Origin of the sequence: Vibrio chagasii, from assembly GCA_041879415.1 — a bacterium.
Classification (GTDB): Bacteria; Pseudomonadota; Gammaproteobacteria; order Enterobacterales; family Vibrionaceae; genus Vibrio.
The window spans coordinates 970,756-996,017 of record CP090852.1 but is presented as its reverse complement, the minus strand read 5'-3'; the positions used below and the strand labels follow the sequence as shown (position 1 = coordinate 996,017).

The following is a 25,262-nucleotide window of genomic DNA, read 5'->3' as shown; positions in this document are numbered from 1 at the left end:
CACGATTTATTGGTTCGGCTATTTTTGTGCCTTTTATTTTGAAATGTCGGTAAACACGCAGCTAATTGGCTCTATCTGACATCAATACTCGAATAGGAGATGTATCGACATGAGTGCCGATATTATTAAAGTTTCAAAAAACACTGAAGATGCACCATTGAGCCCTTTCTCAACACAATCGGTGGCATTCTCACACTACAATAACCTGTCTGCTCAGTTACCGATTGATCCTAAAACAGGCAGCTTAGTCTCTGGCTCTTTAGTGGATCAAACAAAGCAGTGCCTATTGAACATTCAAGCGATAGTGGAGAGCATTGGACACCGAATGCACGATGTTGTGAGAGTGAACGTATACTTGAAAAACATTGCCGATCTCGACAGTGTGAATGAAGTTTATGCATCGTTTTTCCAGTCTTACACACCAACGTGTACGACACTTGCTGTTGCTGATTTACCGCTTGAAGGTGCTCATTTGCAGATGGATGCCGTGATCTCTAATGGTGAAGGTACTTACCCACAAGATGCTTGTGAGCTGGTAAAAATCGCGAGAAACACCCAACACGCACCAGTCAGTTCTTTATCAACTCAGACGGTGGCTTTCTCTCACTATAACCATATTTCAGCCCAGCTACCGATTGATCCTCAAACGGGCAATATCGTTGTTGGTGGAGCAAAAGAGCACGCGATTCAATGCCTAAAAAATATCAAATCGATACTGGAAAGCATTGAAGTCCCACTTGATGACATCGTAAAGGTTAACATCCATGTGAGAAGCTTTGATGACATCGCTGCCATTAATGAAGTGTATACCACCTTCTTCCCAGATTCGGCGATTGCAAGAGCTGTCGGTTACATGCCAGCACGTTCAGTAACTGTTGTTGAAGGCTTAGCGATGGGAGCGTTAGTACAGATGGATGCAACCGTGTCACACGGTGATGGCACACCGCCACAAGCCGTCGAAGATCGTCATGGAATAGTGATTAAGGCAAACAATACCAAAGCTGCGCCAATTAGTGAGTTCTCAACACAAACCGTGGCCTTTTCGCACTACAACAATATCTCTGCTCAATTACCGCTGGATCCAAGAATTGGAGCGATTGTTGCGAATGGTGCAAAAGAGCAGGCGATGCAGTGTCTCAATAATATTAAAGAAGTGATTGAGAGCGTTGGGCATGTAATGGATGACATCGTGAAGCTAAATATCCAGCTGAGATATATGGCTGATTTAGATGTGCTCAATGACGTTTGCACGCATTATTTTGATGGTCCGTTGCCTGCGCGCACAGTGATCGGTGTCTCTGATATTCCTATGGGCGCTTTGGTGCAAATTGATGCCATCGCTTCCAATGGTGAGGGCACTCCGCTTAGCCTTTAAGCTTTCAATTTAGCGTTTAAACAATGAGGGTTGCCCGTGAGGTTAGCCCTCGTTTTACGTCTGTACCAATAGCAACATAAACAGTGGTTATAGTGTTCATAAGTGGAAAATCAGAGTGGAGCAACTAGGATGAATGACATTAAGTCCGTTAATTAATTCAATAACATGGTAGTGCTATGAAGAAAATAACCCTTTTGTCTTTCGCGATATTATCTAGCCTCTCATTCTCATCTCTTGCTAAAGATTGTGACCCAAATCTGCTGCCTTCATGGAAGGACAGTGAGAGTAAATCTGCTATCGTGGATTTTGTTGGTCAAGCGACGAAAGCGGAGTCTGATACATTCGTTGCGGTCCAAGATCGTATTGCCGTGTTTGATAATGACGGTACGCTTTGGTCTGAAAAGCCATACTACTTCCAATTGGCTTTCGCGTTAGATCGAATCAAAGAGATGGCGCCTGAACACCCTGAATGGAAAACGGAAGCACCGTTTAAGTTCGTGCTTGAAGATGACATCAAGAGTGTTCTAGGAAGCGGCGAAGAAGGTTTATTGAAAATTATCATGGCGACGCACTCTGGTATGACGGTCGAACAATACCAAAAAGATGTTGAGCAATGGTTAGCCGCAGCGAAAGATGAACGCTTCAACAAAGCCTATACCGACCTGACTTACCAACCAATGAAAGAGATGCTGACCTACCTTCAAGAGCATGACTTCAAGACTTACATTGTGTCGGGTGGCGGTGTTGATTTCATGAGAGTGTGGGCTCCTGAAGCCTACAATATCCCGCCAGAGCAGATCATCGGTAGCGCACTTAAATACAACTACAGCTACAACGACGGCAATCCGACCGTTACTAAAGACTCGTCTATTTTGACCATTGATGACAAAGCCGGAAAGGTCACTAACATTCAGCATATTATCGGCAAGAAGCCTATTTTAGCGGTGGGTAACTCAGACGGTGACCAAGCTATGATGCAATGGGCAACGAGCCAGCCAAATTCAATGGCGATGATTGTTCACCACACCGATGCCGAGCGAGAGTGGAAGTACGATCGTGAATCCCACGTTGGTAAGCTTGATAAAGCGCTCGATGAAGCGAACTCTAGAGATGATTGGACGTTAATCGACATGAAATCCGATTGGTGTGAGGTGTACTAACCCTCATAAACATTCAGATAAAATAACAAAGGCTCGAATGGTTCATTCGAGCCTTTTTGCTAAATAGCGAAGGCTTCGTCTCATTTTCAGCAAGATCGTACTATAAATTTTTAGCGCATGACGCTTTAATCGGGATAGTCAGAAATTAAAGGAATAGAAAAATGAAAACGATCGGTTTACTTGGTGGTATGAGTTGGGAATCGACCATGAGCTATTACAAATCCATTAACGAAGGTGTTAAAGCGACGCTTGGCGGCCTTAACTCTGCAAAGATCTGTATGTATAGCGTGAACTTTGATGAGATTGAAAAGTTACAACACCAAGGTCGCTGGGCTGAGACGGCTGATATTTTAGCTGAGGCGGCATTATCGGTTGAGAAAGGTGGCGCAGACTTCATCTTAATTTGCACTAATACTATGCATAAAGTTGTGCCTGAAATCGAACAGAAGATCACGGTTCCAATTCTCCATATCGCTGATACCACAGCGCAGAAGCTACTTGAGCAGGGCGTGAAGAAAGTCGGGTTACTCGGCACAGCTTTCACGATGGAACAAGATTTCTACAAAGGTCGTCTAACCGATAAATTCGGTATTGATGTTGTGACCCCGGATGAGGACGAACGAAAGCAAGTACACGACATCATTTACCAAGAGCTATGCCGAGGCGAAATTAAAGAAGAGTCTCGCGCAATCTATAGTCAGATCATTGAGAAGCTAAGCCTACAAGGAGCAGAGGCAGTTATTCTCGGCTGCACTGAAATCGCCTTACTGATTCAGCAACAACATACTGATGTTCCTTTGTTTGATACCACAGCCATCCATGCAGAAGCAGCGGTGCGCTTGGCGACGAGTGACTAGCATGTAGCTCTTATTATTCGTTCCGAAATAGCCCTCTGTTACTTTTGTGCGATTTTTTATTCGCAGGGGTGAAAGTTTTTTGTACAAAAGCAGGTCGTAGATTAGAGAAGCGATGCTTTGTTCATTAACCAAGGCTTTATCGGTAGTAAGGTTTTGGTTAATGATTAAGGTGTCTAAGCTCATAAGTACTATGTTTTAGTCATGACTAAAAGAGGAATTATTATGAAATGGCTTATCTTATCTGTAACGCTATTATTCGTGGCAGGATGCCAATCTACGGGCTCTCAAGAAGCGCAAGTCGGTGACGACATGAACCGAGTTCATACCCAAGGGTGCAGTAGTTAACTAGTTCTTTCAAATATGTTTTAGCTGCTCTTGCTGAAGCCACTTCTTGTAAAGCCTTGTATTCTCACAAGGCTTTTTATTTTCTACAAAATCTAAAAACTGATTCGACTATATTGTGGATTATCAACGAATGCTGACGTTGATACGTTTTGGTGTATCCAAGCACGCTCTGTGCTTGTAGACCGGAGAGACCAAGATGAAATATGTGGGAAAAGTATATCGTTACTGAGACAATTCAATTTACCACCCTCGATTTTGTAGGGGGATGTTGTAAATTTATGAATCTAAATTGTCTATATTCTATGCTGTGTACTGGATCTCATTTGTTATTTGAGTCCCTTGCTAAGGTTAACAATGAACGTGTAATACCAATCACTTTAATCAACTGAAGAGGTTTCTATGCTAGGTGAAAATCACTCTCTTGTTCACGAATTTCCTGAAATGAAAGACAAAATTGTTGAGCTTGCTAAAACTGATGATGGCTTTGCAACAGACATGAAGACATACGACAACCTTGATAAAGAGATTCGTAAACTTGAGCTGAAAGATTCACCCATTGATGATGGCTCAATGCACCAACTGAAGCATGACCGTTCCGTGCTGAAAGATGCGCTATATGCTCGCTTGAACAGCTAATGAACAACAGCTTTTAGATATCGACAATAAAAACTCCTTCGGGAGTTTTTTCTTTTTTGGCTCCGAGAATCTGAATGTCATCAATGGGGCGGCATATGTTGTATTGTTAGTGGGATGACGCATAATGTGGGTTATAGCGATATGATTTTTAAGATTCTGTTGGTAATCACATGAACTTTGAACACCTCAAATTGTTTGTTCGTTTAGCGTCCACACATAACATCAGCATGGCCGGCCAAGAGTTGGGTTTATCTCCCGCAGTTGCTAGTTCGCACATCAGTAAATTGGAAGACAATTTAGGTGTTCGCTTGGTGCATCGCACCACTCGTAAAGTGTCACTCACTGAAGAGGGAGAAGCATTTCTACCTCACGCCGAAGAGGTCCTGTCGAGTGTCGATGCCGCAAAATCGGCGGTTGGAGTCGGTAGTGATTCACCAACCGGTACGCTGCGTGTTACTGCCTCTGCTTCATTTGGGCGTTTGCACCTAATACCGGCATTACCGGGGTTTCTTGAAAGATACCCAGGGTTGAACGTCGATTTCAGATTATCAGACTCCGTAGTCGATCTTGTGGAAGGCGGCTTCGATATAGCTATTAGAATCTCTGAGTTAAAGGATTCGACTCTGATTGCTCGCAAACTTGCAACAGATAAACGAGTCGTATGTGCATCGCCAGATTATCTCATCAAATATGGCAAACCCGCCACGCCTCAAGACCTTAATGACCATCAATGTATTAGCTTGATTGGCTTAGAAAGCTGGACCTTTAATACTGAAAATGGACCGAAAACGATTAAGGCGACAGGATCTTTTAGAGCTGATAACGGAGAGGCACTGCGTGATGCTGCAGTCGGTGGGCTTGGCATCACAGTGACGTCGAATTGGTGTGCGTATGAGCAACTAAAAAGTGGCCAGCTGATGCAAGTGTTGGAAGACTACCCACTCACTTCAGAACCTGCGATCTGGGCAGTGTACCCAAGTACTAGGCTGCTTGCTCCGAAAGTAAGAGCGTTTATTGATTACTTTTCTGACTACTACGGTAACCCACCGTATTGGGAACAAGACTAAGATTGAACGACAAAGCCCTGCATCATTATGGCAAATCATAAAATGCAGGGCTTTTTCTTAGAACCTTCAAATCAACGGTATATCGCTGACTTAAGAAAGTGTTGTAGCGATAATCTCTTCTATTTTGGCGACAACTTGTTGTGCTTTGTCACCGTATAGCGCATCTGGGTGTGGGTTAGCAAAAGTGTTGTTATCATTATCAAAATATTGACCGCCAGCTTGTGCGAATTCGTCAGAGAATGACGCACGAACGAGAATGTTAGAGCCAATGCTCAGATCGCCGCCCGCAATGCCGTAGGCGTCTTTCACCATTTTACTGCCCAATAAAGACGCTGGGTTAACAGCAACAATCATTGGCCCAGTAGAACCTAGCTCTTTTGCCATTTCACGTGTCCACATGGTGATCGCTAGTTTGCTTTGCGCGTAAGCATCGCCATCAGAAAGTGGCTTTTTCCCTTCTAGTGCTTCGATATTCACTGCCGCTTGCGCAGCCGACGATAAGTTCACTACTCGGCTCGACGAATCTAATACTGGTAACAGGCGTTTGGTCAGGTGATACGGCGATACTGTGTTTACAGCAAAACGAATATCTAAACCGTCTTTGGTGATAGGGTTTGGAGTATTGAACACCCCCGCGTTGTTGATCAATACATCAATCTTCTCGTGCTCGGCAATCACTTCGTCAGCCAGCGCATCAACATCTGCCAGAATCGACAGATCTGCCACGTAGCTTTGGATCTTCGCTTCCGTAGAGAGAGCGACAAGTTGCTGCTCAACGTCTTTAAGTTTGCTTGGGTTACGTCCATGCAATAAAACGTGGTGACCTTGCTGAACGAGTGCTTTTGCTGTTTCGAAGCCGATACCGTCGGTAGAGCCTGTGATCAGAATGACTTTTTGCATGGAATAGATTCCTTATTAAAGCGCTGACATCGTGAGCGTTTTGAATGAATTGTTTTGTTGAGATAAAGAATAGCAACCTTTCATAAAGTTGATAATTAACCCATCTGATAAAACACTATTTAGTTTTTGTTGAAAATAGAAGAGGGTAATGGGGCGATCTGGGCCGAGTGACGGTTACTGAAGTGCAAGTAATTGAAAGCAAATAGCGGGGACAAATAATAAAAAAGCTTAGCGTGGGGGACACTAAGCTTGGTTATTAATCAGGTTTTTGAACTGTGCTTGTTGGCTGGTGGAGTTAGCCTACTTGAGAAAAGCTTACCACTTTACGTTGTAGCTTCTCTTTTAAGTAATCAGACAATGCTTGTTGCTCAGATTCGCTCATGTACAAGCCAAGCTTGGTTCTTCGCCATAAGATGTCTTCGTCTGTCATTGCCATCTCTTGGTTGATCAAGTAGTCAATCTCAGCTTGGTAAACACCGTGTGCTTCGCTTGAGAACTGGATGCCAAGGTCCGCTTCACACGTAGCGCCTTCAAGTAGGTCCCATGTGTAAGTGCCAAATTGGGTCACGTAACGAAGTAGCAGAGCTTCAGATGCCCAAGGGTATTTCGTGTGCATCATTGCGGCAAGCTGTTCGCGGCTGCAGCTGAAGTTACCACCCGGCAGCGTGTCGTTAGCTGTCCAAGGTGCGCCCATGTGTTTCAGGTAAGGTTCTAGCTTGTTCAGTGCCGCTTCACCGAGTTTACGATAAGTCGTTAACTTGCCACCAAAGATAGATAGCAGTGGTGCTTGATCCATTTCTGCATCCAGCTCCAGTGTGTAGTCACGAGTGATCGCTTGTGGCGAGTCAGATTCGTCGTCACAAAGCGGTCGTACGCCACTGTATGTCCAGACCACATCGTCACGCTCTAGTTGCTTAACAAAATGCTGGTTAACGATATCAATCAAGTAATCCACTTCTACATCGTCGATAGCCACTTCGCGAGGGTCGCCTTTGTATTCAAGGTCGGTTGTGCCGATGATCGAGAACTTATCTAGGTAAGGGATCATAAACACGATGCGGTTATCTTTGTTTTGTAGAATGTACGCTTGTGGTTCGTCATGAACACGAGGTACCACAATGTGTGAGCCTTTGATTAGGCGAATATTACGTGGTGAGGTTTGCTCTAAACCATCATCAAAGAACTGTTTCACCCAAGGGCCAGCTGCGTTGACCAATGCTTTCGCTCTGCGCTCGAAACGTTGGTTTGTCATCACATCAAGAATTGTTACGTGCCAAATGTCGCCTTCACGGTGTGCTTTTTCAACTCGGCAGTAGTTGCGTACTTCTGCGTTGTTTTTTTTCGCCGCCAACACGTTCAGTAATACCATACGCGCATCATCTACCCAGCAGTCTGAGTATTCGAAACCTGTTTTCATTTCTGGTTTGAGCAAACCTGATTGAGCCAAGTTTACCGTTTTACTTCCAGGAAGCGTCGTACGTTTACCTAAGTTATCGTAAAGGAATAGGCCACAGCGGATCATCCAAGCCGGGCGTAAAAATGGTCGGTGCGGTAAACGGAAACGCATTGGTTGTGCAACATGAGGTGCTTTTCTCAGCAACACTTCGCGCTCTGCGAGTGCTTCCGAAACTAAACGAAACTCGTAATGTTCAAGGTAACGTAAGCCACCGTGGATTAGCTTTGAACTTGCAGAAGACGTCGCAGAGGCGAAATCATTTGCTTCGTATAAACCAACGTTTAGACCACGACCAGCAGCATCTGCCGCGATACCCGCACCATTGATGCCGCCGCCAATAACGATTAAGTCTAGAGTTGAAGATGTACTATTGTTTGAATTAGTTTGTTGAGCACTCATGGTTTTGACCTCTTTCTGAGCGAACGAGCATTTTAGAACATAATTGAATCCTATATTAACTTTCGTTTGCGGTCATTTATTATTTTCGTTTATGCGCGTTTTATGTGATTTGCGCATAAAAAAACCTTCGCTTATGACAGCGAAGGTTCAAAATAACTCCTATTCGAGCATAGAAGTGATACTGTTCATGTTCGAGTACGACTCTCTAAGTAACAAAAAAGCCCATTATCGATAAAGTGATCTATCAATAATGGGCTCTTTTAATGAACATGATTTCTGAGCGTTTTTTTATTCGTCCGACGCTACTGGTTGAGCAGCGGTCTCGATAACTTCTAACGGAATGTCTGAATCTTTAAGGATGTTCAGGATTTCCTCTGGTGGTTGTTTATTAGTAAACACCATGTGTGCCTGAGAGATGTTACCGAGCTTAACCATTGCGTTGCGACCAAACTTACTGTGGTCGACTGCCAGGAAGATGCTGCGGCTGTTTTCGATGATGGCTTGCTTCACTCGAACTTCATGGTAGTCAAAATCGAGTAGTGAGCCGTCAAAGTCGATACCGCTGATCCCTAGAATACCGAAGTCGAGGCGGAACTGCTTCACGAAATCGAGTGTTGCTTCACCAACGATACCGCCATCACGGTTTCTCACTTCGCCACCTGCCAAGATAACTTTTATCTCTGGGTTTGGTAGCAGGATACTAGCAACGTTGATGTTGTTAGTCACGACTCTGAGTTGTTTGTGGTTTTTGTTCAGCGCGCGCGCCACCGATTCTGGCGTAGTGCCGATATCAACGAACAAGGTTGCGCCATCTGGAATGTGTTTTACCAGCTCGTCGGCAATCACATCTTTTTCATTGAAGTTAAGCGCTTTACGCGTGTTGTAAGAGGTGTTTTCTGAGCTAAGAGGAATGGTTGCACCACCATGATAGCGACGGATTTTGTTGCTATCAGCCAGTTCATTAAGATCTCGTCTGATGGTTTGTGGGCTCACATCGAACTTCTCTACGAGCTCTTCGGTGCTCACATATCCTTGTGTTTTTACCAGGTCTACAATCTGCTGGTGTCTTGGTATCTGCTTCACTTAACTTACCACTCCCTGCGCGCTGCAATACTTTAGCGCACCTAATTCTAAATATTACCTCGCGCTATTGTGCTCGAATTGATACTCAGAGAGAAGTAATGATGGTAAGGAATTATGTCTAAACCGCAAAAACGTTGATCAAAACATGAAAAAAAGGCCCCAAACGCAAAAAAGAGCACAAAATAGTGCTCTTTTTAGTTTCGTTTACTGAGGAACGAACAATTCAATCGAAAAGAGAGTGATTATTCGAACGCTCGATTTTACTCTTCGTCGTCATCGTGCAGTTCAGACCAAACTTGTGCACACTTGATAGCACGTTTCCAACCTTTGTAACGGCGGTTACGTTTCTCTTCATCGTGGTGTGGCAAGAAAGTACGGTCTAGTACTGCTTTGTCTTGAAGCTCATCGATGCTGTCCCAGAAACCAACCGCCAGACCAGCAAGGTATGCTGCACCCAGAGCCGTTACTTCAGTTACTTCAGGACGGTGAACTTCTGTATCTAGCACGTCTGATTGGAACTGCATTAGGAAGTTGTTCGCTACTGCACCGCCATCAACACGTAGGTTTGCTAGCTTGATGCCAGAGTCCGCTTGCATCGCATCCAGTACGTCACGAGTTTGGTAAGCAATACCTTCCAGTGTTGCACGGATGATGTGGTTAGAGTTAACACCACGAGTTAGGCCAACAATCGTACCGCGAGCGTAAGCATCCCAGTATGGTGCGCCTAGACCAGTAAATGCAGGAACAACGTAAACACCGTTTGACGTATCGACTTTAGTTGCGAAGTATTCAGAATCTTCTGCGCCAGCCAGTAGTTTCATTTCATCACGTAGCCATTGGATAGATGCGCCACCCATGAATACCGCACCTTCAAGTGCGTAAGCTGGTTCGCCTTTAGGACCACATGCTAATGTCGTCAATAGACCGTTCTTCGATGTTACTTTCTCTTGGCCTGTGTTCATCAGTAGGAAACAGCCCGTGCCGTATGTGTTTTTCGCTTGGCCAGCTTCAACACACATTTGACCGTAAAGCGCTGCTTGTTGGTCACCGGCAATACCCGCGATTGGAATACGAGTACCACCCTTACCACCAAGGTTCGTTTGGCCGTAAACTTCAGAAGAGCGTTTCACTTCAGGCATCATAGATGCTGGAATACCCATCTCGTCTAATAGCTTGCTGTCCCAGCATAGGTCGTTGATGTTAAACAACATAGTACGTGATGCGTTAGTGTAATCCGTAACGTGTACACGGCCTTGAGTCATCTTCCAAACCAACCAAGTATCAACCGTACCGAACAGTAACTTACCTGCTTCAGCGTCTTCGCGAGCACCTTCAACGTTGTCTAGAATCCATTTTACTTTTGTACCTGAGAAATACGGGTCAAGGACTAAACCTGTATTGTCACGCACGTAGTCTTCTAGGCCACGTTCTTTTAGTTCTTCACAAATTTCTGCAGTACGACGACATTGCCATACGATAGCGTTGTATACCGGTTTGCCTGTCTCTTTGTTCCAAACGATGGTGGTTTCACGTTGGTTAGTGATACCGATACCCGCTAGCTCGTCGCTGCGAATACCTGCTTTAGCTAGAGCTTCAACCAATGTAGAGCTTTGAGTCGCCCAGATTTCCATTGGATCATGCTCAACCCAGCCTGCCTTTGGATAAATTTGAGTAAATTCTCGTTGAGAAGAGCTTACGATGTTTGCATCGTGATCGAGGATTACAGCGCGAGAGCTTGTAGTGCCTTGGTCTAGGGCAACAATGTATTTTTGCTCGGTCATGGTAAGAATCCTTTTTGTTCCGTTATTTATATTTTAGTAAATGTAAGGTTGCTTGGGGTTAAGCTTGAGCTTGTTCAGCTTCTTCTTCTGTTTCACATTGGTTTGGAATTGTGCAGCCTTGGCCTTCCACTGGTAGGTGAGCACCGATAACACGTGGGTACAACCAGCCACCAAAACACGCACCAGCGATTGGAGCAAGAATTGGAACGATGAAGTAAGGAATATCACGAGCACCGGTTAATGCAAAATCCCAACCTGCAAAGTAAGCGAAAAGTTTTGGTCCGAAGTCACGTGCTGGGTTCATAGCAAAGCCAGTTAGTGGACCTAATGAGCCACCAATTACCGCGATAAGAATACCGATCAGTAGAGGGTTCATTGCGCCGCGTGATGCGCCGTTGTTCTCGTCACCCAGTGCCAGAATGGCAAACATCAATACTGCAGTAATCACGAATTCCACAGCAAAAGCGCCGAAGAAAGAGAGTGAAGCATGTGGGTAAGTCGAGAAAATACCAGCAGTTGATAGTGCGTCTTGGCTGCTACGAACAAAGTTATGAGCAATTTCGTAATCTGTAAACAAGTTGCTGTATAGGCTGTAAACCAAAGCTGCAGAGCAGAAGGCACCAAGTAATTGAGAGATGATGTAAGGCACTACCTTCGCCTTATCAAATCCATGGAACATGGCTAATGCAATGGTTACTGCAGGGTTTATGTGTGCGCCAGAAACGCCAGCTGTACAGTAAATTGCGATAGATACGCCGAAGCCCCAGATGATACTAACTTCCCATTGTCCGAATGTTGCACCTGTTAATACCAGTGCAGCCACACAGCCAACGCCAAAGAAGATGAGCAGGCCAGTACCGATAAATTCGGCGAGGCATTGCCCAAATAAAGAAGGTTGTTTGTTTGTTGTCATGTTCGAGTCCTTGTTATTTTTGCTTATCTAGCACGCGTATTGTGCATAAATTTGCGAACACGAAAATAAACGAACATTAAAAATGAGCGTTTGAGCATAAAATTGTTAATTAAACTGGCTTGAAATGTTAAACCGAACACTTTTGCTCGAAAAAGAAGCTTGTATGGACGCTATTGCGCGAATGTATGTCCCGTGAGGTCGCTAAAAGTACCTGTATGTAAGCAGATGCACAACTGGTACGAGGAGTTGATGGCTGGATTTGTGATGCTGATTCGCGAGTGGTGGTTTATTAAACTTGGATCTTGTGGACCTACCCGGGTTCTCAAATGTTGGAAAAGCGTTAACAAACAAGGATGTACTTAAGTTGTGACGAAAAATGCCAGATCCATACTGAATCTGGCAATTCGTTTTGTTTATCGCTCAGTGATGATATTTGAGCGAATCGGTGCATTAATTGAGAGCGTTAACTTTGCCTTGTGTAACAAAGTAGTCTCTTACTGAATCGTACGCCCAGTTAAATCCGATAGCGTAGAGTACAAAGAAAATGACTAGGCCGATGTCCATAATCAATACGGTTAGAAAATCGAGCTTTAACACCCACATCAAAACTGGCAGCGTTACTGTCATTAAACCAAGTTCAAATCCCAATCCGTGTAAAACTCGTGTTTTCTTCGTTCGTTTTGTTCTGTCTGCCCCGAAGATTTTGTCGTAGCCGTAGTTGTAGACGTAGTTCCAAGCCATTGCTATCAGCGACATCGCAAGCGCTAACCCCGCCATTTCCCCGGCTCCATTACCAGTAATGTAGGTTGCTAGCCCTGCCATCATGATTAGTGCGAACACTTCAAATAGCACCATATGTAGAATTCGTTCTTTGTGTGACATGTACTTTCTCTTTTTGTTGAATCTATATTTGCTGTTTGAAAGGTATATTATCTTTAATTATGATTATAGAAAGATAGTAAATATCACTAATGGTGATGATAGGTTGGTGGCATGTATAACATTGAACAGCTTAAAATGTTCGTTTACGCAGTGGAGCTGGGTTCTTTCTCAGCAAGTGCTCGTCATTTGGGTAAGGTGCAATCGGCGGTAAGCCAAGGTATCAGCAATCTTGAAATAGATTTCAATGTAGAGTTATTTGATCGTTCGACTCGCAAACCTTCGCTAACGAAAGAAGGGGAGCAACTGTTTAAACAAGTGAAAGCGATCGTGCTTCAGGTTGAAGATCTGAACGTTACGGTTAATGCGATGGGGAGCGGCGAAGAAGGACTTATCAAAATTGCATTGGATGACTCCTTGTTGGTCCCGAATCTATCTAAGATTCTTAGTGAATTCAGCCAGCATTTCCCTGCTACCGAAGTTGAACTGGTTGCGTGTACCACGACAGAGGTCAATTCGTTGATTATCGAAGAGAGAGCTGAGATTGGGTTGATGTTTACCAACTTGGCTTTTGATGTCGGCTCTGAGCCTTGCTTTATTGGCCACTTGCCGTTTATTGCCGTGTGTCACCCTAGTCATTTGCTCGCAAGAACAGGTGTGGCGAAATTGTCTGACTTACTCCCACATCGTCAGTTAATGCTGAGGGGCGATAAAGGTAAGATGATGGATCAGTTTCCACTTATAGCGGGCAAGGTATGGTGGTCGAACAGCTTTATCGTCATCAAAGAAATGATCCTCGGTAGTGATGTCGGTTGGGCGTATTTACCTAAACACCTTGTTGAAGAAGAGCTGAGTAAACAGCGTTTGATAGAGGTGAACGTCTCATTTGACCACAAAACATGGTCGCCTCCGGTTGATCTGGTTTTATCCAAAACACGCTCGAAAGGGCCTGCATTGCTTTGGCTTGAACAAGCATTGAAAGGCCTATTGGACGAAACATAAGATGGATGAGACTTAAATTGGAAGAAACTGAATAAAGAAAAGGCTCACAAAGTCATTTGTGAGCCTTTCTGTTTAAAGCGATACGCGATTTTCTAGTTCGCAGATTTTACTGTTAGACCGTTGTAGTACTTGTCTTTCATCTTAAGTGCAACGTTCACTAGGTAAATCAGCACAGGTACTTCAATCAGCGGTCCAATAACGCCTGCAAACGCTTGGTCTGAGTTGATACCGAATACAGAGATTGCTACGGCAATAGCCAACTCAAAGTTGTTACCCGTTGCTGTGAAGGCAATTGATGCGTTCTTGTCGTACTCAATGCCCATCTTCTTACCGATGAAGAAGCTGATGAAGAACATCGCTGTGAAGTAGATAGTCAGTGGGACAGCAATCAACAATACGTCCATTGGCAGTTCAACAATCATCTCGCCTTTTAGGCTGAACATTAGAACGATAGTTGCCAGTAGAGCTATCAGTGTGATTGGTGAGATGCGTGGAATAAACACGTCGTTGTACCACTGCTCGCCTTTCATCGACACTAGGATCTTACGGCTTAAGAAGCCCGCTAGGAATGGGATACCTAGGTAGATAAGAACACTGTGCGCAATATCGATCATCGAGATATCAACCATCATGCCTTCGTAACCAAATACTGGTGGAAGAACGCTGATGAATAGCCACGCCATAAAGCTGTAGCTCACCACTTGGAATGCACTGTTTAGAGCAACCAATGCCGCGCCGTACTCTTTGTTACCGCCGCCGATGTCGTTCCAAACCAGAACCATTGCCACACATCGAGCAAGACCAATCAGAATTACACCCACCATGTAACCTGGGTGATCACCTAAGAAAGTCAGTGCCAGTACAAACATGAGGATTGGGCCAACAAACCAGTTCATGAGCAAAGAGAGCTTGATGGCTTTCTTATCTTTTACCACGGTACCTAGTAGGTTGTAGTTAACCTTAGCCAGAGGTGGGTACATCATTAAGATAAGGCCAATCGCAAGTGGAATGTTGGTTGTGCCAACAGACATTGATTCGTTCCACTGCTCGATCTGTGGGAATAGGGTGCCAAGCAGTACACCAATGCCCATAGCGATGAAGATCCACAGCGTTAAGTAGCGATCTAGAAAACCTAACTTTGGTTTCATGGTAATCTCTCTTTGTTGATATCGTAAATCGTCGAAAAACGATTAATGGTTGCAAAAAAACACGCTTAAAAGTAAAGGCCATTAAGCCAATCGTTTAAGCGTGAACTTCTATTTCAAAATGCTGTTAAAAACCGATTCGAAGCGTTGAATATTGTTGCGGTCGATGCGGTAACACATCTTAGGCGGAATTGACTCAGCAGTAATGAAACCTGAGTTTTTCAATATTCTTAAGTGCTCTGATACTGTTGATTGAGCTAAGCCCAACTCACTAACCAGATCACTGTTCAAGCAGCCGCCTGACTTTTCTAACGCGGACAAGATACTAAGTATGCGAATTCTCGCTGGGTGAGCGAGTGCTTTTGCCAACGCCGCCATTTCTTTTTCTGCTTCGGCGTTACTTGGAGGCAGAGAACAGCTATCTGTTGCTTGGCATGTTGCAGTCATACTTAGGTGGCTCACTTAATGCTAATCGTTAAAAGACGATTAATAGTAAGCCTATTTCTTTTAGCGGTCAATGTGAATTTTAATAGTCGCCTTAAATTGGCCTGCTCAGCTTGTTGTTTTGATGACGCTTGATATCCGATCAGTTATCTATTTGAAATCTCATTAGGCATAAACAAGATCTTAGATTTAGGCAAATAAACCAACCGAAAAGCATTGCACTTACTGGCTACTCTAACGATATAATCGAACGCAGAACCGTTACCCAAGATAACGAAAAATCATAATTTACAATTTTATTTATATTTATAGGTAAGCTCTGAAATGCCACAACAGAACATCAAATTTATCGCTGCTGATATGGACGGCACTCTGCTTAATGAACACGGAAAATTAGACCCAGAATTTTTTAACCTCTACGAGCGACTAGAAGCTCAAGACATTATCTTTGCTGCTGCGTCGGGTCGTCAGTACTACAGCTTAATGGAAACTTTTGCTCCTATTAAAGATCGCATGATGTTTGTTGCTGAAAACGGCACATTAGTGATGCACAAAGGTGAAGAACTCTACAGCTGCTTGCTAGATACAGATGCAATCAAAGACATCATCAAAGAAGCGCGTGCTATCGAAGGTGCCCATGTTGTGTTGTGTGGTAAGAAGTCGGCATACATCGAAACCAAAGACGAGCGTGCCCTAGAAGAGATCTCTAAGTACTACCATCGCCGTGAGCAAGTAGAAGACCTGTTGGCGGTTGAAGATGAGTTTATCAAGGTTGCTATTTGCCACTTTGACGGCTCGCAAGAGAAAGTAAACCCAAGCATCAACGCTAAGTTTGGTGAAAATTACCAAGTGGTTGTAAGCGCAAAAATTTGGTTGGATGTAATGAACGCTGAGGCTTCAAAAGGGGCGGTAATTAAGCATCTTCAGAACACATTAGGTTTCACTTACGAACAGACTATGAGCTTTGGCGACTACCTAAATGATTACGAGATGCTTAAAGAAAGTTACCACTCATATGCGATGGAAAATGCACATCCAAAACTGAAAGAGATAGCTCGTTTTGGCGCGCCAAGTAATGTTGATGCGGGCGTATTCCAAGTGCTGGAGAAGCTTCTCGCGTAACGTTCGAAATCCTATTTAGATTTATATCAAAGCCGACTCACTAACATGAGCCGGTTTTTTTATTGGAAATCTCGAATTTTGATAATTCGCTTTAACATTGATTTGCTAAGGTACATTCCGGCTTGATTTGTCTGCCAAGTTTACCCATCCAAAATGTGGCAGCCAGAACCACGGCTCCAGCAATGGTAAAACCATAAATAATCGCATCGGCTTGCGCCAGTACGGCAATCAACACATAGCTTAGGCTCTGGGTTAAGGTAGCGAACAGCGCTAGCCCTCCATCTACTCTTCCTCTTTGTTTTATTGCTACCGCATGGTGCATCCAATTGGTTCGGGCAATTCTATTGAGTGCGTTGAATGCACCGAAAATGAAAGTAAGAACAATAAGATACGCAGGATTCTCTGCTTGGCTCATCAACAATAAAGAGAGTCCGATGATGTACATCGCTATTTGGATGGTTGTTTTGTGAGACGCGGACTTCAGAATCAGTGGTAAAGATATCCCAATAATCAGTGCCCCCATGCCGAGAGAGATATTGTAAAGTGCAAGCCAGTCTCCGGTGATATTCAGTTCGGAAAACCAAATCGGAATTAAACGGCTCAAAAAGGTCACCATCGGATATGAGAGACAAGAAACGATCAGGAAACCGTAAAATTGAGGCGATTGAGAGAACACATCCTTAATTTCGACCAATTGCTGCTTGAATGGTGTGTTCACACTCTCCGTGATTTGTCTTCTGTAAGGTGTCACCAAGTAACTTATCGCTGAAATGCTCGAGGCAATACCTGCAAAAATCGCAAATTCAATAATGCTCCACTGCTCGAGTAACACAACGCCAAGAGCGCCAGCACCCAAGGTTGTTAACTGCAAAATAATCTCCTGATGACTCGAAATTTTGGCATATTCATCGTGGTCGTAATTCTCTTGCGTAAAGGCATTGTTGGTGTGCCAGGCGAGGCTACTTGAAACCCAAAAAATGAGTTGAGCGGCACCTAGGACGACAATAGAACCGACGCCAAACCAGTAAATTGCAGCGACAATAAATGCGGTTGAAGCCTGGATTAGCTGCGCGATGATCAAAATATTTTTACGAGAATGGCGGTCGATCAAAGCTGAAAAATAGGGTGTAGCAAGAAAGGTGGTGATCGTACAGACTAGAGCCGTGAGCGCAACAAAAGTGCCCATATTGGGCATTGCTAGCATTAACCATGGAAGTGCCAACATAAATAGCCCAGAGCTAATGCCATCAAAGAAGCGTCCGGTAAGGTAGGGTGGTGTTTTTCTTTTCATATCTCTGTCTCATTGTCTCTGTTTTGTATCACTCTACAACTTAAAGTTAACTTTAAGTCAAAGGCTAATTGAGAGAAATTTGAGAGCGAATACGCTGGTATTTGAACGAGTGTTCAGATTATTGTAGTCTTAATGGCAACACGGATATCCACTTCGTATTGGATATGCCTTATCAACGATATTTGGAAAGATTATGAGCAAGAAACTTCAACTCGATATTATTTCTGACGTAATGTGCCCATGGTGCGTCGTCGGTTACAAAAACCTAGAGCAGGCCGTTGCAGAGCTTGGCTTAGAACAACAGGTTGAACTTGAATGGCAGCCGTTTGAGCTGAATCCCGATATGCCGCAAGAGGGTGAAAACCTGCGTGAGCATATCATGAGAAAATACGGTTCTAGTGCAGAAGAAAGTCAGCGCTCACGTGAGCAACTGGCAGCTCGCGGCAAAGCGGTAGGGTTCGATTTCAATTTTTATGACAGCATGAGAATGGTGAATTCACGCCACTTACATGTGCTGCTTGATTTTGCTCTAGCGCACGGAAAACAGACTGAGTTGAAGCTACGCTTCTTCACAGCGCATTTTTCAGAGCAGAAAGATCTGTCAGATCTGGATGTTATTGCGCAAGAGCTTGAAGCGGTTGGGCTTGATTCAACCAAGGCACTGAAACGCTTAAAGAACACCGACAACTTAAAGCAAATAGAAGCGCAAGAGTTCGAATGGCAACGCATGGGCATCTCTGCGGTTCCTACTGTGGTTTTCAACCGCAAGAGTGCAGTCACTGGCGCGCAGACAGTCGAAATATACAAGCAGATCCTTCAAGAGCTTATTGCTGAATCATAAGCAGGTCATTGCTATCAATTAAAGTCTGAATTTCATGGAATCACTTTCACTCGGTCAAGCACAAAAAATTGTACTGCTTTCGCAAAAGCTGCCTCCTAAAAAGAAACGTAATGGCGGAGCTTTGGCGAACACGCTGTCTGCGATTGAAAACCTTGGGTATGTGCAAATTGACACTATTTCGGTGATACAGCGAGCCCACCATCATACGCTGTGGAATCGTAATCCAGATTATCAACTTCGCCATCTTGATAAGTTGTTAGAGCGTCGTGAGGTATTTGAGTATTGGTCGCATGCTGCTGCGTATTTACCAATGCGAGATTACCGTTTCAGTTTGCATCGAAAGAACGCGTTCGCAAGCGGTAAGCTGAAGCATTGGTATAAAAAAGACGAGGCCCTCATGGCACATGTTCTCAAACGCATTGAGAACGAAGGGCCATTAATGGCGAAAGATTTTGAAGGCGATAGACCAAACCCCGGTGGATGGGGCGGTAAACCTGCCAAACAGGCGCTAGAAACTTTGTTTATGCAAGGTGACTTAATGGTACCAAGCCGAGTGAACTTTCATAAGGTGTATGACCTAACCGAGCGAGTTGTGCCGAGTGGTATTGATACCTCTGAACCAACGGAACAAGAGTACATTGAGCATCTGATTATTCGTTATTTGGAAGCGAACGGTGTGGGAGTCGCATCGGAAATAAGCTATCTACTCAAGAACATCAAACCATTGATACAGAAGACACTCCAACAGATGCTTGAAGACAAGCGAATAGTGAAAGTGGATGTTCAAGGTGCTGATTACTACGTGTTGCCTGACGCGTTTGAGTTACTGAATCAGCCACTATCACGAATCAAGTTAAAGATACTTTCTCCGTTCGATAATCTGTTGATTCAACGTAAGCGAATGCAATCATTGTTTAACTTTGACTACCTTCTTGAGTGCTATGTTCCTGAAGCCAAGCGCCAGTTTGGTTATTTCAGTTTGCCGATTTTGTGGCAAGGTGAGCTGGTGGCGCGAATGGATTGCAAGGTCGACAGAAAGAATCGTTTACTCAATATTCGTAACTTGGTTGTGGAAGATAGAATCAAAAACCATGAGTCGTTGATTCATGCCTTATCTGATGAGCTTAAACACTTCATGGTGTTCAACCAATGTGATGAGATGGTCGTTCACAATACAACGCCTTCTGGCCTTGGCAGTTACTTGATGAGTCATTGGCAAACGCTTTAACCTTCATCGTTGCTTCAAAGCCATTAGTAACGTAGCCCACCTTAGTTACTTTGATCACTTTAGCTATTTAGAAAGCTCGGCTAACAAGAACTCGACAAAGGTTCTGTTTTTCAGAGAAAGCTGCTTGGTTTTGTAGAGTAGATGAATCGGCTTGGGCAAAGGTGCCATACCAGGTAATATTTCTAACAGAGCACCACGTTCAATCTCTTCTGCGATTAAGATAGTTGGCTGTAACAACACACCTACGCCTTGTAGGGCCGCATATCGCAATACATCCCCATTGTTCGACATCAAACGCACTTGACCTTTATTCCCCGTACTATGTGCTGCTTGTTGGTTCTTAGGGGCTAGGAGTGGCGGCTCACTGTTTTGGGTATTGCGTAGTTGGGTATCACGACCATTCACATCACGACGGCTGCTGTAACTAAATCCAAGCGATGGGTGCTGTGCGAGATCTTCTAATACACGAATTTCTGCATGCTGGTTTAGGTATTCAGGCGCTGCGCAGTAACACATCTCGTAATCACCTAAATATCTGGCGACTAAACTGGAGTCAGACAGGTCACCAATTCGCACAATTAAATCAATATCGGAAGAGTAGGGATCAACAAGATCGTTGTTCAGTACGAGCTCGACATTAATTGTCGGATTATTGGCAAGGAACTTCGCCACTATCGGGGCTAGCACCTTGTTCCCATAGGTCACTGGGCAGTTTATTTTGACCGTGCCTTGAGGTTGGTTTTCTAAGGTTTGAATTAGATTTTCAGCATTGCTGATGTCTTCCAGAATTCGTTTACATTCTCGATAGTAGAGCTGCCCCGAATCGGTTAAAGACTGCTTACGCGTAGTGCGATGAATCAGCTGAGAGTTAAGGCTCGATTCAAGATGATGGATATGTTTACTGATCATGGTCGCCGATAGATTGAAGTGGTTGGCGGCACTACGAAAGCTACCTTGCTCCACCACGTAAACGTAGACTTTCATGCTAGTTAACTTATCCATTGAACACTCTTGGTTGATAAATAATAAACAAAAGGTGAGTTTATCAATTATTAGGGGGTAATTATATTAATGGCAAACCAATAGTTGATTAAAATAAGAGCGTGAAATGCCTCAAACAAACGAAACTATCTTTGTTACTGCCGAACTTAAAATTAAAACCAACATTGAACGTGAGGCTGCGGTTGAAGCCATCGAACAGTTTTGCCTAGATATGCAGAGCGAACCGGGCTGCCTACAAGCGATTGCAACGTATGACTCAAGCCAACACGACCGAGTGATCTTGCTTGAGCAATACGCTAACCGTGAAGCCATTAACCAGCACTTTGGAATGCCTCATACGCAAGCATTTATCGAGCGTGATATAACAGAATTAGTACAAGCCTTTGAAACTCATAAGAAGGAGATCTAAGCATGAAATGGGGAATTCTAGGAACTAGCTTTATCTCTGGCGTTATGGCGGATGCGATTAAAGGTGATACTGAAAGTGAACTATATGCCGTTGCAGGTCGCACAGAGAAAACACTCAATGAGTTTGCCGAGCAATACCAACCAACACGAACCTTCAATAGCTATGAAGCCCTGATTGAAGATGAGTCGGTCGACATTATCTACATCGCGCTACCTAACCATGTTCACCACGAATATGTGATTAAAGCCGCTCAAAAAGGCAAAGCGATTCTGTGTGAAAAGTCGTTGTCGGTCGATATGGAAAAAACCGAACAAGCACTACAAGCGGTGAAAGAAGCGGGCGTATTCTTCGCAGAAGGTTTGATGTACTTAAATCACCCATTGATCGCCAAGCTTCATCAAGAACTGGCAACTGGTGAAATTGGTGAAGTACGCTCAATTCAAGGCTCTTACGTGGCGGCGATTGACCAGTTTGTGAATCCAGAAAGTAAAGGTGCATTGTACAACCTAGGTTGTTACCCAATGTCACTGATTCACTCTGTCACGCAACACCAGTTTGGTGAGAGCGTGTTTAATGACGTGCAGATCTCAGCCATTGGCCGACGTGGTCAAGATGGCAATATCTGCGAATCATCGGCGATGATGCGCTTCAACGACCACTTCACCGCGCAAATCCATACTGCAGAAGACCACGGCTTAAAGCATGGTTTTACGATTTTAGGCAACAAAGGCTGTATCACTCTCGACACTAACCCATGGTTACCGACCGAAGAGAACACATTTACAGTAGAGATCTATGAAACGTCGAAACGCGAAGTGAAAGTCGAAGCGCAAGGTGACGGCTTCCATTATCAAGTGCGCAATATTCGCCAAGCAGTCGAGCAAGGCGATACGCAACTCACAGCGCCAATGGCAACTCATCAAGACTCTCGCGTAATCATGAAGTTACTGACTGATTGGGAACAAGCGGCGGGCTAAAATAAATTTAAACGAAATACGGCTCATACTATTCTCTATGATCTCTTAGAGTTATTACGTAGAAAAATATGAGCCGTATCGTTGTTTCAAGCTTACTTTGTATGGATCACTTACTCAGCGATAGACGTTTTAAAGGCGATGTTGAATGCTTTGGCGTTGGCTCGAATCTCGTCGTCAGATAAGCCAGGCTTGTAGAGAGAGGCTCCTAAACCAAAACCTTTCGCACCGATGTCCAAGTAAGGTTTCATGCTCTCGGTGGTAGGGTTGATTCCTCCTACAGGTAAGCAGATTGCTTCTGGAGGCAGTACGGATTTCAGTGCTTTAAAACCATCAAGACCAAGCATAGATACTGGGAATAGTTTTAACCCTGTCGCACCAGCCGCAAGTGCAGCGAATGCCTCGGTCGGAGTGACAACGCCAGGGAAGCTTACGCAACCTGCTGCCGCTGACATTTTCACAACCTGTTCGTTGAAGTTTGGTGTGACAACTAGGTTTGCACCGGTATCTATCACTGCTTGCGCTTTTTCAGGTGTAGTGACAGTACCTGCACCAATAAGATATTGGTCTCCAAAGTGCTCGACCAACATTTTAATGCTGGTCAGTGCGTCTGGTGAGTTCAATGGCACCTCGATCATTGAGAAGCCTTCTTCAATCAAAATCTGTGTCACTCGAATACAGTCTACTGGTTCCACACCACGGATAATGGCAACGAGTGGTAGGTGATCACTTAGATTAAAGTCTTTATTTGTCATGGTTCATTGCCTCTTTAATTTTTAACATTCCAGCGATGAAAGTGTCATCGCCATTCACGTATTCGGTTGTTTTATCCAGTTGACGACATGCTTGGTCATAGCGTTCTGATAGGGCTTTTCCGCCTACTAAGTAGATGCTCTCTTGATGCAGTTCTCGCACTTCGTTGCCGATTAACAGCCCTGATAAGTAATCAAACACTTCATTTTCTTCTAGATTGCCGAACAGACGGTGTGTTCTGGTTTTGAAGAGTTGATTGGTAATTGACGAGTTCGAGCTTTCTTTTACCCCTTTTACAAAAGCAGCGTTAGAGCTGACTTGTTCAGGTAAGCCACGTCCTAGGATGGTGTGTGTTGACAGTGCGGAAAAAAGCTCTCCGGTCATGTAGGTTGAAAACGAGACCAACTTACCCGCTTCAATATTTGCGTGTTTGCTGTGAGTACCCGGAAAGGCTGCTTCAAGCGTTGGTTTTCCTGCTAACTCTAGAAGTCCAAATAACTGAACTTCTTCGCCCCGCATTACGTCGTAGTTGCCATGTTCATCACAATGGCTGACACCCGGAACGATGGTTGCTGTTGCCCCCCAAGGAAGCTCGAATTGGTGGGTGTTTTGAGCCAAGGATTCCACATTAGTTGGAGTGGAAACATACGGGACGTTAACCCAACCTTGTGCAGAGCCAACCATGCCAGCCATATAAATTGGTAAGTGTTGGTAATCGCCAAGCCACTTACTTAGTAATGATTCAAGTTCGGTTGCAAAGGCACCATCCTCAACTTGAAGTAGTCCCATCTTTCGTTCTGTTTTATCAACGACCTTTCCTTTTTCATCCATGGCAAAGGCACGAAAGTTTGTCGTTCCCCAGTCCAGAATTAGCCAACTGATTGTGTTTTTTTGATTCATAATTACAGCTCACAGACGCGCCCTAAGGCGCGCAGTTTTAGGTTTAGTTGATGTCTTTACTTTGTGTATCTAGGTAACTCTTTCGTTTAGTTAACTTTGCTTATTTAGTTAACTCCGCTTATTTAGTTAACTCCGCTTAGTTAGTTAACTTTGTATTGCTTGATGATGTCAGTATTCACATCTACGCCTATGCCCGGTTTGGTAGAAATTTGTACCTTGCCGTTTTGCATCTTGATGCCATCGCAAATGAGATCTTTGCGGAATGGGTGTGAAGACTGGTCAAACTCAAGCATTGGCTCGATAGGGTTGAGTGATAGTGGTGAGCTTGGTAGTGAAGCAATAAACTGCAAAGAAGCCGCAATACCAATGCCAGAACCCCACACGTGTGGAATCATCATGGTGTGGTTTGCTTGTGCCATTGCTGCAATCTTTTTACATTCCGTGATACCGCCTGAAGAACATAAGTCAGGTTGAATAACATCGAGTGCTCTCTGTTCAAGCCAAGGGCGGTATCCCATCTTTCCGAATAGTTGTTCACCAGCGGCGATATAAGTTTTAGAGAGGTTTTTGATTTCTTGGTAGCCAGTGATATCTTCAGGTGCCAATAGTTCTTCCAAGAAATACAGATTGAATTCTTCTGTTTCCTTGATGATGCGACGTGCTGCAGCCGCGTTGTAAGCACCATTAGCATCTGCCATGATTTTCACGTCATTACCGACGGCTTCGCGAATTGAACGAATGAAGGCGATATCTTCCTCTACACCGAATCCAATCTTAAGCTTGAAGGCTTCAAAGCCACCATCGACATAACGGTGTGCTTCTTCGATCGCGGCTTCTGGGTATTTTGCGTCTGCAATACGATAGAAGCCTGTAGCATAAGGGGTGACTTCCTTGCGGAATGCACCACCTATGAGGGAGTGGATCGGTTTATTGAGAGCCTTACCAATGACATCCCACAGGGCAATATCAACACCGCTGATCGCGTTTACTGCAGAACCACCTTGACCATATGGACGAGTCACGTTGTACATCTCTTCCCAAAGTACCTCTACGTCGAACGGACTACGTCCAAGTAGAAATGGCTTAAAGGTATGCTCGACAAATGCAGCAGCGATGTGTGGGCTTTGCAGTCCATGACACAAGGCCTCACCAAAACCGATAACTCCTTCATCGGTAACAATTTCAATGATCATTGAGCTACGGTTATGAACCCAGCCCTGAGCAAAGTAAAACGGTGTCTCAAGTGGAACTGAGATTGCGTGTGGAATGACATCAATAATTTTCACAATAAATACCTTAC

At 44.2% G+C, this 25,262-nt stretch carries 24 protein-coding genes; 11 read left to right on the top strand and 13 right to left on the bottom strand.

Translation table 11 applies throughout. The annotated features are described in order from the left end of the window. Positions 1-109: 109 nt before the first annotated feature. From L0991_18300 to L0991_18280, 5 genes are all read left to right on the top strand, one after another. The gene (locus L0991_18300; protein XGB63984.1) at positions 110-1,375 is read left to right on the top strand and encodes a reactive intermediate/imine deaminase; all 1,266 of its coding nucleotides are present in this window, start codon (positions 110-112) and stop codon (positions 1,373-1,375) included. 176 nt (positions 1,376-1,551) lie between these two features. Then, positions 1,552-2,535: a haloacid dehalogenase-like hydrolase gene (locus L0991_18295; protein XGB63983.1), complete on the top strand. Its 984-nt coding sequence runs from the start codon at positions 1,552-1,554 to the stop codon at positions 2,533-2,535. Positions 2,536-2,696: 161 nt separating this feature from the next. Next, on the top strand, positions 2,697-3,392 hold the full coding sequence (locus tag L0991_18290; GenBank protein ID XGB63982.1) for an aspartate/glutamate racemase family protein: 696 nt from the start codon (positions 2,697-2,699) through the stop codon (positions 3,390-3,392). A 744-nt stretch (positions 3,393-4,136) separates the two neighbouring features. Beyond that, positions 4,137-4,373: a YdcH family protein gene (locus tag L0991_18285; GenBank protein ID XGB63981.1), complete on the top strand. Its 237-nt coding sequence runs from the start codon at positions 4,137-4,139 to the stop codon at positions 4,371-4,373. Between the two features lie 170 nt (positions 4,374-4,543). Next, a complete protein-coding gene (locus L0991_18280; GenBank protein XGB63980.1) occupies positions 4,544-5,440 on the top strand; it encodes a LysR family transcriptional regulator in 897 nt (298 codons plus the stop codon). Between the two features lie 90 nt (positions 5,441-5,530). On the opposite strand, the gene L0991_18275 is transcribed toward L0991_18280, so the two are convergent. From L0991_18275 to L0991_18250, 6 genes are all read right to left on the bottom strand, one after another. Beyond that, the gene (locus L0991_18275) at positions 5,531-6,340 is read right to left on the bottom strand and encodes an SDR family NAD(P)-dependent oxidoreductase (GenBank protein ID XGB63979.1); all 810 of its coding nucleotides are present in this window, start codon (positions 6,338-6,340) and stop codon (positions 5,531-5,533) included. 295 nt (positions 6,341-6,635) lie between these two features. Beyond that, positions 6,636-8,195 carry a glycerol-3-phosphate dehydrogenase gene (gene glpD, locus L0991_18270; protein XGB63978.1) on the bottom strand — a complete coding sequence of 520 codons (1,560 nt, stop codon included), beginning with the start codon at positions 8,193-8,195 and terminating at the stop codon, positions 6,636-6,638. 288 nt (positions 8,196-8,483) lie between these two features. Continuing rightward, entirely contained in the window at positions 8,484-9,278 is a 795-nt protein-coding gene (locus L0991_18265) for a DeoR/GlpR family transcriptional regulator (GenBank protein XGB63977.1), read from the bottom strand. 260 nt (positions 9,279-9,538) lie between these two features. Continuing rightward, positions 9,539-11,059: a glycerol kinase GlpK gene (gene glpK / locus L0991_18260; GenBank protein XGB63976.1), complete on the bottom strand. Its 1,521-nt coding sequence runs from the start codon at positions 11,057-11,059 to the stop codon at positions 9,539-9,541. Between the two features lie 58 nt (positions 11,060-11,117). Further along, the gene (locus tag L0991_18255; GenBank protein ID XGB63975.1) at positions 11,118-11,972 is read right to left on the bottom strand and encodes an aquaporin; all 855 of its coding nucleotides are present in this window, start codon (positions 11,970-11,972) and stop codon (positions 11,118-11,120) included. Between the two features lie 450 nt (positions 11,973-12,422). Beyond that, on the bottom strand, positions 12,423-12,854 hold the full coding sequence (locus tag L0991_18250) for a PACE efflux transporter (protein XGB63974.1): 432 nt from the start codon (positions 12,852-12,854) through the stop codon (positions 12,423-12,425). Positions 12,855-12,965: 111 nt separating this feature from the next. Here L0991_18250 and L0991_18245 point away from each other — a divergent pair, with 111 nt between their 5' ends. Beyond that, the gene (locus L0991_18245) at positions 12,966-13,853 is read left to right on the top strand and encodes a LysR family transcriptional regulator (protein XGB63973.1); all 888 of its coding nucleotides are present in this window, start codon (positions 12,966-12,968) and stop codon (positions 13,851-13,853) included. Between the two features lie 92 nt (positions 13,854-13,945). On the opposite strand, the gene arsB is transcribed toward L0991_18245, so the two are convergent. Together arsB and L0991_18235 are read right to left on the bottom strand one after the other, a co-directional pair. Next, positions 13,946-15,001 carry an ACR3 family arsenite efflux transporter gene (gene arsB, locus L0991_18240; protein ID XGB63972.1) on the bottom strand — a complete coding sequence of 352 codons (1,056 nt, stop codon included), beginning with the start codon at positions 14,999-15,001 and terminating at the stop codon, positions 13,946-13,948. Positions 15,002-15,109: 108 nt separating this feature from the next. Continuing rightward, positions 15,110-15,445: a metalloregulator ArsR/SmtB family transcription factor gene (locus tag L0991_18235; protein ID XGB63971.1), complete on the bottom strand. Its 336-nt coding sequence runs from the start codon at positions 15,443-15,445 to the stop codon at positions 15,110-15,112. Between the two features lie 321 nt (positions 15,446-15,766). Here L0991_18235 and L0991_18230 point away from each other — a divergent pair, with 321 nt between their 5' ends. Continuing rightward, positions 15,767-16,564: a Cof-type HAD-IIB family hydrolase gene (locus L0991_18230; GenBank protein ID XGB63970.1), complete on the top strand. Its 798-nt coding sequence runs from the start codon at positions 15,767-15,769 to the stop codon at positions 16,562-16,564. Between the two features lie 91 nt (positions 16,565-16,655). Here the strand turns inward: L0991_18230 and L0991_18225 are convergent, their stop codons facing one another. Continuing rightward, positions 16,656-17,855 (bottom strand): MFS transporter, encoded by a 1,200-nt coding sequence (locus tag L0991_18225; GenBank protein ID XGB63969.1) that lies wholly within the window; start codon positions 17,853-17,855, stop codon positions 16,656-16,658. 193 nt (positions 17,856-18,048) lie between these two features. Here L0991_18225 and L0991_18220 point away from each other — a divergent pair, with 193 nt between their 5' ends. Together L0991_18220 and L0991_18215 are read left to right on the top strand one after the other, a co-directional pair. Then, positions 18,049-18,696, top strand: coding sequence for a DsbA family oxidoreductase (locus L0991_18220; GenBank protein ID XGB63968.1), 648 nt, complete (start codon positions 18,049-18,051; stop codon positions 18,694-18,696). A gap of 34 nt (positions 18,697-18,730) precedes the next feature. Then, positions 18,731-19,924 carry a winged helix DNA-binding domain-containing protein gene (locus tag L0991_18215; protein XGB63967.1) on the top strand — a complete coding sequence of 398 codons (1,194 nt, stop codon included), beginning with the start codon at positions 18,731-18,733 and terminating at the stop codon, positions 19,922-19,924. 63 nt (positions 19,925-19,987) lie between these two features. Here the strand turns inward: L0991_18215 and L0991_18210 are convergent, their stop codons facing one another. Then, on the bottom strand, positions 19,988-20,926 hold the full coding sequence (locus tag L0991_18210) for a LysR substrate-binding domain-containing protein (GenBank protein ID XGB63966.1): 939 nt from the start codon (positions 20,924-20,926) through the stop codon (positions 19,988-19,990). Between the two features lie 106 nt (positions 20,927-21,032). Here L0991_18210 and L0991_18205 point away from each other — a divergent pair, with 106 nt between their 5' ends. Together L0991_18205 and L0991_18200 are read left to right on the top strand one after the other, a co-directional pair. After that, a complete protein-coding gene (locus tag L0991_18205; protein XGB63965.1) occupies positions 21,033-21,335 on the top strand; it encodes an antibiotic biosynthesis monooxygenase in 303 nt (100 codons plus the stop codon). A 2-nt stretch (positions 21,336-21,337) separates the two neighbouring features. Beyond that, on the top strand, positions 21,338-22,312 hold the full coding sequence (locus L0991_18200) for a Gfo/Idh/MocA family oxidoreductase (GenBank protein ID XGB63964.1): 975 nt from the start codon (positions 21,338-21,340) through the stop codon (positions 22,310-22,312). 110 nt (positions 22,313-22,422) lie between these two features. Here L0991_18200 and L0991_18195 read toward each other — a convergent pair whose 3' ends face one another. The 3 genes from L0991_18195 to L0991_18185 form a co-directional block, all read right to left on the bottom strand. Continuing rightward, entirely contained in the window at positions 22,423-23,064 is a 642-nt protein-coding gene (locus tag L0991_18195; GenBank protein XGB63963.1) for a 2-dehydro-3-deoxy-6-phosphogalactonate aldolase, read from the bottom strand. Then, positions 23,054-23,962 carry a 2-dehydro-3-deoxygalactonokinase gene (locus L0991_18190; GenBank protein ID XGB63962.1) on the bottom strand — a complete coding sequence of 303 codons (909 nt, stop codon included), beginning with the start codon at positions 23,960-23,962 and terminating at the stop codon, positions 23,054-23,056. Before L0991_18190 ends, L0991_18195 begins: the two co-directional genes overlap by 11 nt. Positions 23,963-24,102: 140 nt before the next feature. Beyond that, complete coding sequence (locus L0991_18185; protein ID XGB63961.1) at positions 24,103-25,248, bottom strand: mandelate racemase/muconate lactonizing enzyme family protein; 1,146 nt, start codon at positions 25,246-25,248, stop codon at positions 24,103-24,105. Positions 25,249-25,262: the final 14 nt, after the last annotated feature.

Bases quoted from the DNA above. Each gene is read 5' to 3' on its own strand.
- L0991_18300 (XGB63984.1), top strand. From the start codon at position 110: ATGAGTGCCGATATTATTAAAGTTTCAAAAAACACTGAAGATGCACCA.
- L0991_18295 (XGB63983.1), top strand. From the start codon at position 1,552: ATGAAGAAAATAACCCTTTTGTCTTTCGCGATATTATCTAGCCTCTCA.
- L0991_18290 (XGB63982.1), top strand. From the start codon at position 2,697: ATGAAAACGATCGGTTTACTTGGTGGTATGAGTTGGGAATCGACCATG.
- L0991_18285 (XGB63981.1), top strand. From the start codon at position 4,137: ATGCTAGGTGAAAATCACTCTCTTGTTCACGAATTTCCTGAAATGAAA.
- L0991_18280 (XGB63980.1), top strand. From the start codon at position 4,544: ATGAACTTTGAACACCTCAAATTGTTTGTTCGTTTAGCGTCCACACAT.
- L0991_18275 (XGB63979.1), bottom strand. From the start codon at position 6,340: ATGCAAAAAGTCATTCTGATCACAGGCTCTACCGACGGTATCGGCTTC.
- glpD (XGB63978.1), bottom strand. From the start codon at position 8,195: ATGAGTGCTCAACAAACTAATTCAAACAATAGTACATCTTCAACTCTA.
- glpK (XGB63976.1), bottom strand. From the start codon at position 11,059: ATGACCGAGCAAAAATACATTGTTGCCCTAGACCAAGGCACTACAAGC.
- L0991_18255 (XGB63975.1), bottom strand. From the start codon at position 11,972: ATGACAACAAACAAACAACCTTCTTTATTTGGGCAATGCCTCGCCGAA.
- L0991_18250 (XGB63974.1), bottom strand. From the start codon at position 12,854: ATGTCACACAAAGAACGAATTCTACATATGGTGCTATTTGAAGTGTTC.
- L0991_18245 (XGB63973.1), top strand. From the start codon at position 12,966: ATGTATAACATTGAACAGCTTAAAATGTTCGTTTACGCAGTGGAGCTG.
- arsB (XGB63972.1), bottom strand. From the start codon at position 15,001: ATGAAACCAAAGTTAGGTTTTCTAGATCGCTACTTAACGCTGTGGATC.
- L0991_18235 (XGB63971.1), bottom strand. From the start codon at position 15,445: ATGACTGCAACATGCCAAGCAACAGATAGCTGTTCTCTGCCTCCAAGT.
- L0991_18230 (XGB63970.1), top strand. From the start codon at position 15,767: ATGCCACAACAGAACATCAAATTTATCGCTGCTGATATGGACGGCACT.
- L0991_18225 (XGB63969.1), bottom strand. From the start codon at position 17,855: ATGAAAAGAAAAACACCACCCTACCTTACCGGACGCTTCTTTGATGGC.
- L0991_18220 (XGB63968.1), top strand. From the start codon at position 18,049: ATGAGCAAGAAACTTCAACTCGATATTATTTCTGACGTAATGTGCCCA.
- L0991_18215 (XGB63967.1), top strand. From the start codon at position 18,731: ATGGAATCACTTTCACTCGGTCAAGCACAAAAAATTGTACTGCTTTCG.
- L0991_18210 (XGB63966.1), bottom strand. From the start codon at position 20,926: ATGGATAAGTTAACTAGCATGAAAGTCTACGTTTACGTGGTGGAGCAA.
- L0991_18205 (XGB63965.1), top strand. From the start codon at position 21,033: ATGCCTCAAACAAACGAAACTATCTTTGTTACTGCCGAACTTAAAATT.
- L0991_18200 (XGB63964.1), top strand. From the start codon at position 21,338: ATGAAATGGGGAATTCTAGGAACTAGCTTTATCTCTGGCGTTATGGCG.
- L0991_18195 (XGB63963.1), bottom strand. From the start codon at position 23,064: ATGACAAATAAAGACTTTAATCTAAGTGATCACCTACCACTCGTTGCC.
- L0991_18190 (XGB63962.1), bottom strand. From the start codon at position 23,962: ATGAATCAAAAAAACACAATCAGTTGGCTAATTCTGGACTGGGGAACG.